This window comes from Sphingopyxis jiangsuensis (assembly GCF_016734905.1).
In the GTDB taxonomy this organism is placed as follows: Bacteria; Pseudomonadota; Alphaproteobacteria; order Sphingomonadales; family Sphingomonadaceae; genus Sphingopyxis; species Sphingopyxis jiangsuensis.
Map to the genome: position 1 here is coordinate 1 of NZ_JAERPO010000002.1, position 12,098 is coordinate 12,098.

The window sequence follows — 12,098 nt, forward strand, 5'->3', positions numbered from 1 at the left end:
GAAATATGGCTGAAGACGCGCCATCTGCTCGTCCGTCAGCCAATACAAATCACTCATCATTCAGGCTCCTCACCCCAAGCCTGAATCACAGCCTTCACCGCAAATCAATGGGTCCTGACCCTAGTGGGAACAGTTCGGTAGTGAGTAGTGGAGGACGTTTCCTTCTCCCGCGCCATCGGCTTACGCGGACATCCGGCGCGCAGTTTTTTGAAGTACGCAACAGTGGGTCCGCCGACGCGGTGAAGGCGCTTGCACAATATCTGATGCGGCAGGCCACGGCTAACTTGCCCCCCGTTTTGCCGCCAGCTGGAAACGAGTATCGGACGGCTGTGGCGCTCTGTCACCTGAGACCTAAGCCGGCCATGAACTCAGCTAGATTTTTGCACCCAACATTCAAAGATGAATTGCATGCGCCGTCCGTTTTCGGCTATAAAGCATGAGCATCGAATAGGGCCAAGTGGTTTTTTGCGTTCAAAAGACGATGGAAAGCCAAATTTGTTGGACTTTGGCGCTGGAGTCGGATGCAACTCCGCCGTCTCATTGCACCCGCCTCGCCAGATGGGGCGCATTCGTAAAGGTGTCGATCAATGAATCCTGCAATTCGTCGCGGACTGGCAGCCTGGCTTTTGGTACCGTCGCTTGCCGCGCCTATTCCCTCGCCGGCGAAATCCGGGACCGAGAACCAGCTTGTCCCCTCGACAGGAGATCAGCGGCTCGCCGAGATCGAGTTGCTTCCCTATTTCTATCCCGCAGGCACGCAAAGCCTCCAATTTTCATCCTATGATCCAACAGGGGGGAACCGCGATGGCGAGTATCGCAAGTCCTTCGTCAAATATGTCGATGAGAATGGCGAGGACGTAATTTTCGACGCCTACGGCCCCGGCGCGCTTCAGCGCCAGCAGTTCAATATCTGGTCGGCATTCGCCGGACATGCCTTCGTCCTCAAGCCGGGCGCGGCTTCGTCGCGCCTGCGCTACTATTTCGACGACGAGGAAAACCCGCGCATCGATGTGTCGGTGGCCGAGATGTTCCAGGGCAAGTCCGGCCGTTTTGGCGGCCCGCTGTCATTCACCGGAAACTGGGCCGACGCCGATATCGGACTACCGATCCCGACCCCGGATGACGGCCCGCTCTTCGGCGTCCAGTATCGGTCGCTGCCTTTTGCCAGGCGGCTGAAGATAACCTTCATCCCCAGCGACGAATATCGCGCCAATCTCGGGATCGATTCCAGCAGCTGGTACCAGTTCACCTATCTGCTCTATCCGGTTGGTACGACAGTCGCGAGCTGGTCGCCCGAACGCGGTGTGACCGGCCGGATCGAGCGCCAATGGTTGCAATTGGGAGAAGAGCCGAAGGCCCCGAAGAACAGCGCAATCGCCGAACGCGAGGTCGCAATCGAGCCTGGCAAGGCGACCACCATTTTCGAACATTCAGGTGCTGCCGCGATAGCGTCGCTGAAACTGAAGCTCGCTCCCTATGATCGCGATACATTCTTCAAAACGCGGATCCGGATGAGCTGGGATGGCAACCGTCCAGCCGTCGATATGCCGCTGGCATCATTCTTTGGGGGGGGCGGAGCCGATTTTGCGACCGGCGCGTCGGTCCCGTCGCGAACGATGCGGAATCTGCTCTTCGGCTTCGACGGCGAAAACGGAACTTTTTACAGTTATTGGCCCATGCCCTTCTGGCGTTCTGCCAAGATCGAGATCGTCAATGACAGCGGTCAGCCAATCGTCATCACGGCGAGCGGATCGATCTACGAAAGCAATCAGGTAAAATATGTCGAAGGCGAAGCAGGCTATTTTTCCGCCCGGCTGACGCGCGATCGTGACGAGGGCGACGGCCTCTATGCCAGAGCCTTTCGCGAGCAGGGGTTGGGCCATGTGGTAGGGCGCACGCTCTATTCCGAAGGCTATGCGATGGATGGCGACGAGTTCACCTATATCGACGGCAATCGCAGCCCGCAGATTCACGGCGACGGGACCGAAGACGATCATAATCAGGGCTGGGCCGGAGCCGCCTATCGGCAGCCGCTTTGGGGCGGCGTCGTCAACGGGTATCAAGGCGCCTACCGGCTCCATATCAGCGACCCTTATGTGTTCGAGGACGAAATTCGCACGAACTATGAGTATTCGAAGCTGTTTCGCAGTTCGAACGGCGCCGTTGAGACGGTATTCTATTATTACAAGGCCGGCCTGTCGCCGCGCGGGATCCAGCAGACCGACATGGTCGATGTCGGGCTCGAAGCGTCCGAACGCGCGCATGATTACCGCATCGAAGGGCAAACATGGGCCGGGCAAGTTCGCAGCAGCTATGACGGCTATGAGAAAAATGTCGCGGCGAACACGTTCCTCGACGAAGGTCGCGCCTTCAATGGCGCAAGCGAGTTCACCGTCGCCGTTCATCCAGCCAATGTCGGCGTCAAGCTGCGCCGGCTGATCTCCCGCCTTGGAAACGGCGTACAGACCGCCGAGGTCCATGTCGATGGCGTACAAGTCGAACGTCCGTGGCACGTCGTTCAAAGCGCGGCTGCAACGGCTGATCAAGCGTGGGTCGACACCGAGTTCGAGATTCCCGCCGCGCTCACGAAAGGCAAGAACCGGCTGCGTATCAAAGTGAAATATCGTGGCTCGGCAAAGGGCGAGATTAACGAGTTTCGCTATTGGATATTCTCGCACGTGCCGCCGCGCACCTTCTGACCGAGCCGTGAAAGAGGTTGAACGGCCCGGAGACACATGCCTCCGGGCCGCGCCTCGTCACCCAGCAACGTAAGCCGTCTTGACCGTCGTGTAGAATTCGGCGGCGTATCGCCCCTGCTCGCGCGCGCCGAACGAGGAGGCCTTCGTGCCGCCGAAGGGGACGTGATAATCGACTCCCGCGGTTGCAAGGTTCACCATCGCCATTCCCGCCTCGATATTGCGCAGGAAATGACGCGCAGTCGACAGGCTCGTCGTGCAAATGCCGGCCGAAAGGCCAAATTCGCTATCGTTGGCGACCGAAAGTGCCTCGTCATAATCGGCAACCTCGATGACCGATGCGACCGGACCGAATATTTCTTCGCGCGCGATACGCATTTTTGGGTCGACGCCAACAAAGAGCGCGGGTGCCATATAGTGGCCGGGCGCACCGCGTTCGAGCAACTCGCCGCCGCCGAGCAGCGTCGCGCCTTCGTTGACGCCGATATCGATGTAGGAGCGATTCTGTCCGAGCTGCCGTTCGTCGACGACGGGCCCGATATCGGTGCCCTCCTTGCGCGCATCGTCAACGGCAAGCCGTTCCATGCGCGCCTTCATCGCATCGACAAAGGCCGCGTGGATCTTGCGCGTCACGATGATCCGAGAGGAGGCGGTGCAACGCTGACCGGTCGAATAGAAGGCGCCGTCAATGGCGCAGTCGACGGCCGTGTCGAGCATGGCGTCGTCGGTGACGATCAAGGCGTTCTTTCCGCCCATTTCGAGCTGGAACCTTTTCATCGGCTCGCCGGTGACGCAATTGGCCGCGATCGCGCGTCCAACCCCGACCGAACCGGTAAAGGAAAGGCCACGAACCAGCGGACTTTCTGCAAAGGCCGCGCCCACCTCGGCGCCGCTTCCCATGACCAGATTGAAGACGCCCGGATCGATCCCGGTCTGGGCGATGATTTCCGCGAGCATATGGGCACAGCCGGGGACGAGTTCGGCCGGCTTGAAGACGACGCAGTTACCGAATGCCAGCGCAGGGGCAATTTTCCACGCGGGAATCGCTATCGGGAAATTCCATGGCGTAATCAGCCCGACAACGCCAAGTGGCTCGCGGCGCACCTCGACATCGATGTCGGCACGGATCGACGGCTGATGATCGCCGACGAGCCGCACCGCCTCGCCCGCAAAGAAATGGAATATCTGCGCCGCGCGCACCGTTTCGCCCACTGCCTCGCGCAGCGTCTTTCCTTCCTCGCGCGCCAACAGATCGCCAATCTCTTCCTTTCGCGCGAGAATTTGGTCGCCGACATGTTTCAGCGCGGCGCTGCGAACCTGCGGGCTTTGTCGCGACCAGCGGGGAAAGGCTGCATGGGCGGCCGCGATCGCGCGCTCGGCGTCGTCGCGCGAGGCGCGTGCATATTCGCCGATAATGTCGTTGGTGTCCGAGGGATTCACATTGACCGTCTGCCGGTCGCTCGAACTCCACTCGCCGGCGATATAGTTTCTGTATTGCGACACGCTCAATCCTTCCAATAAGTGTCAGTTCGCCCAGCGAAGCGCGAGGACGTCGGCTTCCCGAGCCAATTCAAGGAGTCCGCCGCGCGTGCCCGGATGGAGCGGCACCTGCGGGTGGCGCACCTTGTCGGTCCGGATAACGCCCCCTTCCTTCAGCACGGCCTTCGCCGCGCGGAGTCCGCACTGCCGGTTCTCGTAATTGATCAGCGGCAAGATGCGCGCATAGAGTGCCGCCGCCTCGGACCGTCTGCCCTCACGATGGGCAATGACGACAGGGCGGATCAGGTCGGGGAGCAATGCGCTGCACATCGTGCCGGTCGCGCCCGCGTCGAGATCGGCCATGAGGGTGATCGACTCCTCGCCATCAAACGGCCCGCCGATGATGTCGCCGCCCTGGGCGATCAGGCTGCGCAACTTCGCGGCAGCGAAGGGCACTTCGATCTTGAAATAGCGCACCTGCGGAATCTCGGAAGCAAGTCGCACCAACAGGGACACGTCGAGTTCAACGCCGCTGAGGGGGGCGTCCTGTATCATCAGCGGAATCTGCGCCGCCTTCGCCACTGCAGCGAAATGCTCGACGATCTCAGAAGAGGCAACCTTGAGGCCGGTGCCATGATAGGGAGGCATCAACATCACCATGGCCGCTCCGCCTGCAGCTGCCATGCCAGCGCGCTCGGCGGCGATCGCCGTGCAATAATGACTGCAGGTCACAATCACCGGCACGCGCCCGGCCACATGGTCGAGACAGAGATCGACAAGGCGCGTGCGTTCGCCGTCCGACAGAACGAACTGCTCGGAATAATTGGCGAGGATGCAAATGCCGTCGGCGCCCTGATCGATCATGCAATCGAGGACGCGCTTTTGACCTTCGATGTCGAGTTCGCCGCTCTCGCTGAAAATCGTCGGCGCGACCGGGAACACCCCCGTCAGATAGGGGGCCGAAATACCAATGCCCAATGTCTGTCTCCTGATATTAGCTTGGGTCGTCGCCGTCGGCGTCGACGAACTCGAAGCGTCCATCGTTTGCGATCGACCTTTCGGCTGCCTCGATTATGCGCTGGGCGGTTCGCGCGTCGGCGAGCGTCGAGAGCGGCGGCGCCCCGCGCGCGATGCAGACGCCGACAAAATGCTCGAGCTCTGCCGCAAAGCTCTCGACATATTCGGGAATTCCCCATGCCGGTCCGCCCTCGTCGGAACAAAGCGTATCATTCCAACTGAAACTGGCCGCGCCGCCGTCGCCGATCAACTTGCACGTCATTGTCCAGGGATCGCGCGCCACATCGGAGGCGGCAAAGCTGACCCACAGGTTGGCGAGCGCTCCGCCCGGCAACTCGCAGGTGATCATCGCCTGATCCTCGAACGGCAACCCGCGCGAGGCGAGCCGCGAGGCCGCGGCTTTGACGCGCACCGGGCGACCAACCAGATAAAGCATCGTGTAGATGGGGTGAATTCCCACAGCGCGGAGCACGCCGCCATAGCGGCGCGCGACATCGGGAGAATGCGCGATATTGTAGAGCATCCAGAAGCTTGCGATATTGCCGAGCTTCCCGTCGCGGGCCAGTCGGTGAGCGCGCTGGAGCGTGGAATTGTAGATGTAATTATGCGCAGGCATGCAGACCAGCCCGCGCGACCGCGCCGCCTGGTCGAGCGCGTCGATTTCGGAAACGGTCGTTGCAACAGGCTTTTCGAGAAGGACATGCTTGCCCGCGGACAATGCCTGCATTGCAATTGCATAATGCGTTTCGGTCGGGGTCATCACGATCACGGCGTCGACCGCCGGATCCGCGAGCAGTTCCTCCACGCCGGCATAAGCTCGCCCGCCTAGGTGCTCGGCCATCAGGGCAGCCGCGCCTGGATCGCGATCGAAAGCTCCACAGAAACGGGCGTTGACGCCAGCCTCAAAGGCTTGGCCATAAAGGCTGGCGACGGTTCCGGCGCCGATGAAAGCAACGCCCGTCATGACAGGTTCAGCCGATAAAATTCGATCGCGTTGCTGCCGAATGCCCGTTCCATGTCCGCCGGTTCAAGGAGCGTCTCGAGATTGCAGCGCAAGGCGTGGATGACTTCGCCATATTCGGCCGCGAGCCGACAGACGGGCCAGTCGCTGCCGAACATGATCCGGCTCGGACCGAACAGCCGAACGGTTTCCGCAATCCAGGGTAGAAGTCTCGCGGGCGACCACTGGCCGTGATCGTCTTCGGTGACCATCCCCGACAGTTTACAATACAAATTAGGAAATGCGGCAACCTCTGCCATTGCGGCCGCCCACGGATCGATCACCCCCGACGCGATCGGCGGTTTGGACAGATGGTCGATAACCGCGTGGAGGGCAGGCACCCGGCGCATCACCGCCACGACATGCGGAAGGTGACGCGGATAGGTCAGGAACTCGAAGGGAAAGCCGCTCTCTGCAACATGTTCGAGGTTGCGGACCACGCACGGCTGGAGGATCCACGCGTCGTCGTCGATATCCTGCAGCATCGGTCGTATCGCAACGAACTTGGGATGTCGACGATAGTGGGCGAAACGCGCCTCGAAATCATCCGCCGACAGATCAAGCCAGCCCGTTACCCCGGCGATGAAATCGGTCTCCTCTGCGATTTGGAGAAGAAAGTCGGTTTCTGCTTCGGTTTGCGCTGCCTGCACCAATATCGTCCGGTCGACACCGGCCTTTCGAAGCAGCGGTGCGATGTCGTCGACCAGATAATCCCGCGCCAGCACCGGCAGGTCGGGCGACATCCAGTGATAATCTCCGCGATCGGCTTTCCAAAGGTGATGGTGGGCGTCGATGATCATGGCTTCTCCCCCTCGGTTCACCGGCTGACGATGATCCGCGTCAGCTCGTCGAGCGAGACCTCGTCGCTGGGAGTATCGAGGATCTTTCGGCCGCGCGCCATGACAACGAAACGATCGCAAACCTGCTTCGCATGATACAGGTTGTGGGTGACGAAAACCGAGGAAATCCCCTCGCCGCGAAGCCTGACGATCGAGGCCAGCACATTTTCGGTTTCGCGCACCGAAAGCGCGCTCGTCGGCTCGTCAAACACGACCATCCGCTTGCGGAAATGCACCGCCCGCGCAATGGCGACCGCCTGCTTTTGACCACCAGAAAGCGCCGCCACCACTTTTTCCGGATCGTCGAGTCCGGAAATTTCGACAGCCGACTCCAAAATGGTCTGAGCCTTCCGCCGCATCGCATCGCGGTCAAGGAAACCGAAGCGATTCGTCTCCTCGCGGCCGAGGAACATGTTTCTATAGATGGACATCGCGCCGACGAGCGCACAGTCCTGATAAATGGTCTCGATCCCGAGCGCCTCGGCGTCGGCGTGATTTGCAAGGCGCACCCTCACGCCATCCTGATACACTTCGCCGTCGTCGGGGCGCACAACGCCCGACAGCGTCTTGACCAACGTCGATTTTCCCGCGCCATTGTCGCCGAGCAGGCCAACCACCTCTCCCGACATGACATGAAAGGCAACATCGTCGAGGGCCCGGTGGCTACCGTAGGTCTTGGTGATGCCGCGCATCTCAAGGATCGGAAGACGGGACGGCTCGGATTTTGAAACAGCGGTCATCTTCAATCCTCGCGATAGACAAGGCGGTTGAGCACCGCAGCGCAAACGATAAACAGGCCGACGAAGGCTTGCAGATAATAGCCGGGGACGGAGGTCAGGAGGAGGATGTCCTGAACTGTGAAAATCATCGCCGCGCCAAGGAAAATCCCCAAGATGGACCCTCGCCCGCCCGAGAGCGCGACGCCGCCGATGACGCAGGCCGCGATTGCCTGCAGTTCCAGTCCCTGTCCCTGAACCGGTGAAACCGAGTTGACGCGCGTTGTCGCCAATATGCCCGCGATCGAGGCCGCCAGCGACGACAGGCAGAAGGCGATCAGCTTGACTTTGCCGACATTGACACCGATCGCGTTCGCGGCCTCGGCGCTCCCGCCCGTCGCGTAGATATGGTTGCCAAGCTTGTGCCGCTCCAAAATTGCGTATGCGACGGCGGCGAGCAGGAGGAGCCATAGGAATTGAAGCTGCAGCACCCCGATTTCTCCGCTCAGAACGGCCTGGACCGCTGCCGGAGGATCGAAAGGCTTTGATTCCGCGCCCGACGCAAAGAGGATGAGCCCCCGGATCATCATCATCGTCCCCAAGGTCGCGATAAATGACGTGATGCGAAAGCGAAGGACTATGAGGGCGTTGACCAACCCCACGGCCACCCCTCCTGTAAGCGCCAGGACGATCGACAGGCCGAGCGGCATGCCGGCCAAATAGGTCTCGGCAAGAAGCAGCGACGTAAGGGTGAAGGTCGCCCCGACCGAAAGGTCATATTCCCCGGAGATCATGAGGATCCCGACGCCCAGCGAAACGATGCCCAGCACCGGAATCGACCGCAGGATGACCGCAACATTGTCTTCCGACAGGTACCGGAAATCATCCGGGTACAAGAGCCCGGCGACGATGCACGACAGTTGGAGCGCGATGAAAACGATAAGGGCGCTCAGCGCCGGGTTGCGACGAAAACGCGCGAAAGAGCGGGCAACACTGGACATGCTCGTTGATACTTCCTGAACTTCAGTCATCATCGCACCCTGTCCGAATGGGCAAGGGCGCTTCCTGCGTTCTTCCGGTCAATGATCGCTGCGCCGGTGTTGACCGACATCGGCGCGAGACCGTAGCGCCGGGCGTAATAGAGCTGCGCCACGGTCATAAATCCCTGATAGAAAGGCTGCTGGTCGACCACAGCGGCCGTCCGCCCCGACATTACATTATTGACGATCGCCTTGCTGAGATCGAACCCCCCATTGGGAATATCGACACCGGCTTCGTCGAGCGCCTGGGGTGCGACTTCCGTGGGAAGGCTGCCGAGACTGATAACCGCAGCCGTTCGTGGGTGGCCGATCAGATATTGGGTGAGCTTGGTCAGCGTGTCTTCGGGGCCGATGCTGCCCGTGTTGACAACCTCGCATCGTGCGCCGACCTCTGCCAGCGCCCTGTTGACGCCCGCAAGACGCTGCGCTGCATAGCTGGCCTCGGGATGCTCCACCGGGCAGGCAGCGACATCGCCCTGCCCGAGTTTCGCGACCGAGGCCATACGCTTTCCGAGCGCGAAACCGGCGACCCCGAAGTCCTGCCCGACAAACGCCTGGCGCCCACTCGCCTCGCCGCGAGGAGAGTCGATGTTGAAGGCAATAACGGGAATATTCCGCGATCGCGCGCGCGCTATATTTGCATCATAGGCGCCATCCTGGTCGATCACGATGCCCAGACCAGCCGTCCGATTGACCAGCGCCGTTTCCAGAATTGCATTCTGCTGGAGGGGGTCATTCTCGGCAAACTGGACGTTGACGCCGACGCCCAGCCGGTCACCAGCCTCCTTGGCCCCAGCAACCACCTTTGACCAGAACGGATTACCGACACTCCCGTAAATGACGAGAGTGACGTCGCCGACCGTCGATGCGGAGCGTCCATTTTCGTGATCTGCGCCATTCGAACATGCGCCGAGCGCAGCCAAAGCGACCCAGCCGGCCGCCAAGCGCCGGATAGGTAACGCGAAGATGCGCCTCCTTGCCTTTTTGGAATCCTGCAGCGTCACCTCATCCTCCCATCGTTACATCAACCATGCCATTTGCGTCTTTTGACGTCAATATGCATTATCTTTGCCCGGATTACTTTGTTATTGCGTCGGCCGTTCCCGCGATATATGAGTTTTTTGAGTGCAACAATCTCTGGAGGCAAGGGTGGCCACGATCGCGCGAGTCGAAGTGCATGAATTCACATATGAGGCCGCGGACGTTGGCTTTGATGCCGGCGGGTTCGATTTTGTCTATGCTCCCGGGGGCAGGCAGCCCGTATCCAAATATGCTGTTGTGATCGAAACGCGGTGCGGAGCCCGCGGCGAATACGTCGGCCTGTGGGGCGCGACCGGCATGGCGCTGGGGCAGACCCTGCTTCTCGCCTCGCGACTGCCGGGCCGCGATCCGATGCAGCGCGAATTGATCTTCGACGAGTTCAAACGTGCGCTTCGTCAATATGATCATATGGGCCACGGGATAATCGATATTGCACTGTGGGATCTTGCCGGGAAAATGCTCGGCGCGTCGGTCTCGACGCTGCTTGGCGGCTGGCGAAGCCGCCTCAAAGCCTATGCGAGTACGGCGCACGGCGACCGTGCGGGGGGGCTGAGTTCGCCATCGGACTATGTGAACTTCGCCGAACATTGCTATTCGCTGGGTTACCGCGGCTTCAAAATGCACGGATGGTATGAAGGCAATGTCGCGGAAGAGGCTGAAACGGTGCGGGCGCTGGGCCGGCATATGGGCGGGCGCATGGAGCTGATGCTCGATCCGGCTTGTCATCTTCGGACCTTTGCCGACGCGCTCGCGGTAGGGCGGGCCTGTGACGATGCCGGCTTCTTCTGGTACGAGGATCCGTTCCGCGACACAGGCGTATCGGCGATCGCGCATCGCAAGCTCAGGGAACTCATCCGTACCCCGCTGCTGATCACCGAACATGTTCGGGGCATCGAACCCAAGCTGGATTTCGCGGTCGCCAATGCCACCGATTTTCTGCGTGCCGACCCCGAATATGACCTGGGAATAACCGGGATGATGAAGATTGCGCACGCGGCAGAGGCGATGGGCCTGGACGTAGAAATACACGGGTCGGGACCCGCGCATCGTCATTGCATGTCGGCCATTCGCAATACCAATTTCTATGAGGTCGCACTGGTCGGCCCCAAGATGGCGAACCCCCTTCCGCCCGTTTACGTTTGTGGTTACACCGACAATCTCGAAGGGGTCGGCGAGGACGGCTGCTTCCCGGTGCCGACCGGAGACGGTCTCGGCGTCGAATATGACTGGGACTTTATCGCCCGACACAGGACCAATCTGCATGAGTATTGTGAGTGAGGACTTCAATTACGGCGACGCCCGCCTGAACGAAGTTGTCGAACAGATATTGCGGGCGGCGATCGCCGATCACAGCATTCCTCAAGGCGCCCTTTTGGCCGAGGCGCGCCTCGCCGATTTTTTCGACCTGAGCAGGGCTCCGGTTCAGCAAGCGCTGAAACGGCTCGAGCGCGACAAGATCGTCGAAAAGGTTGACGGCAAGGGCTATTTTGTCGGCAGCGCTGGCGACCGAGCCGATTCAGCCAAGCCGTGGGCAGACATTCCCATTCCCGCGGAGGCGCGCAGCGCCCTCCTCGCGCGCGCCGGGTGGGAAAAAATCTATCCACATGTCGAGCGTGACATCGTCGGGATGATGGCTTTTGGTCGCCATAACATCAACGAGTTGGCGCTCGCCGAATATTATGGCGTCAGCCGCACTGTCACCCGCGACGTACTCAGCCGACTGGAAACGGCTGGCCTGCTCGAAAAGTCGCAGCGGAGCCACTGGGCCGTTCCGCGCCTCGACGCGCGGCTGATGAAGGATCTTTATCAGATGCGCCGCTTGCTCGAGCCTGCAGCGCTCCTCGATGCAGCTGAGGTTGTGGATCGCGATTCAGTCGCTGCCATGGTCGATCGCCTGCGCGACGCCGAAGCACGCTATCCCGATGTCGATCTGGAAGAACTCGCCGCCTTTGAGGACGATCTTCACGTCAAGGTCGTTGGAAGCTGCCGCAACAAGCGCATTCTGTCGGCGCTCCAACAGAGCCAGGTACCGCTTGTGGCGACCGCCTATCTCTTTCAGCTCTACCTCGGCATACCGGAGGACGAGCCGTTCCTGGTCGAGCACCGGCTCGTACTCGAGCTTCTCGCGCAAGGTACGCCGCAGCCCGCCGCAGCGGCTCTCGATGCGCATCTCGCCTCGGCGCTCGGCAAGGGGCTAAAACGGCTCGAATTTCTCTCGCATATCAAGAGGCCCGAAGCGCCGCCCTACCTGCAACCTGCGGTCTGACAGG

10 protein-coding genes are annotated in these 12,098 nt (G+C 60.7%); 3 read left to right on the top strand and 7 right to left on the bottom strand.

Annotated elements, in window-relative coordinates; translation table 11 throughout:
- Positions 1 to 587: 587 nt before the first annotated feature.
- Positions 588 to 2,699: a DUF2961 domain-containing protein gene (locus tag JI743_RS06765; RefSeq protein ID WP_201927359.1), complete on the top strand. Its 2,112-nt coding sequence runs from the start codon at positions 588 to 590 to the stop codon at positions 2,697 to 2,699.
- Positions 2,700 to 2,756: 57 nt separating this feature from the next.
- Here JI743_RS06765 and JI743_RS06770 read toward each other — a convergent pair whose 3' ends face one another.
- The 7 genes from JI743_RS06770 to JI743_RS06800 are packed head-to-tail and all read right to left on the bottom strand — an operon-like array spanning position 2,757 to position 9,731.
- Positions 2,757 to 4,199 (bottom strand): aldehyde dehydrogenase family protein, encoded by a 1,443-nt coding sequence (locus JI743_RS06770; protein ID WP_201927360.1) that lies wholly within the window; start codon positions 4,197 to 4,199, stop codon positions 2,757 to 2,759.
- A 21-nt stretch (positions 4,200 to 4,220) separates the two neighbouring features.
- Positions 4,221 to 5,153 carry a dihydrodipicolinate synthase family protein gene (locus JI743_RS06775; protein WP_201927361.1) on the bottom strand — a complete coding sequence of 311 codons (933 nt, stop codon included), beginning with the start codon at positions 5,151 to 5,153 and terminating at the stop codon, positions 4,221 to 4,223.
- A 16-nt stretch (positions 5,154 to 5,169) separates the two neighbouring features.
- The gene (locus JI743_RS06780) at positions 5,170 to 6,156 is read right to left on the bottom strand and encodes a Gfo/Idh/MocA family protein (protein WP_201927362.1); all 987 of its coding nucleotides are present in this window, start codon (positions 6,154 to 6,156) and stop codon (positions 5,170 to 5,172) included.
- Entirely contained in the window at positions 6,153 to 6,992 is an 840-nt protein-coding gene (locus JI743_RS06785; RefSeq protein ID WP_201927363.1) for an amidohydrolase family protein, read from the bottom strand. The genes JI743_RS06780 and JI743_RS06785 overlap by 4 nt, the downstream gene beginning before the upstream one ends.
- 17 nt (positions 6,993 to 7,009) lie before the next feature.
- The gene (locus JI743_RS06790) at positions 7,010 to 7,771 is read right to left on the bottom strand and encodes an ATP-binding cassette domain-containing protein (protein ID WP_201927364.1); all 762 of its coding nucleotides are present in this window, start codon (positions 7,769 to 7,771) and stop codon (positions 7,010 to 7,012) included.
- Positions 7,772 to 7,773: 2 nt separating this feature from the next.
- A complete protein-coding gene (locus tag JI743_RS06795; RefSeq protein ID WP_201927365.1) occupies positions 7,774 to 8,748 on the bottom strand; it encodes an ABC transporter permease in 975 nt (324 codons plus the stop codon).
- Between the two features lie 29 nt (positions 8,749 to 8,777).
- The gene (locus tag JI743_RS06800) at positions 8,778 to 9,731 is read right to left on the bottom strand and encodes a substrate-binding domain-containing protein (protein WP_201927366.1); all 954 of its coding nucleotides are present in this window, start codon (positions 9,729 to 9,731) and stop codon (positions 8,778 to 8,780) included.
- A 205-nt stretch (positions 9,732 to 9,936) separates the two neighbouring features.
- On the opposite strand from JI743_RS06800, the gene JI743_RS06805 reads away from it, so the two are divergent.
- Both JI743_RS06805 and JI743_RS06810 read left to right on the top strand, forming a co-directional pair.
- A complete protein-coding gene (locus JI743_RS06805; protein ID WP_201927368.1) occupies positions 9,937 to 11,106 on the top strand; it encodes an enolase C-terminal domain-like protein in 1,170 nt (389 codons plus the stop codon).
- Entirely contained in the window at positions 11,090 to 12,094 is a 1,005-nt protein-coding gene (locus tag JI743_RS06810; protein ID WP_201927370.1) for a GntR family transcriptional regulator, read from the top strand. Before JI743_RS06805 ends, JI743_RS06810 begins: the two co-directional genes overlap by 17 nt.
- Positions 12,095 to 12,098 lie beyond the last annotated feature (4 nt).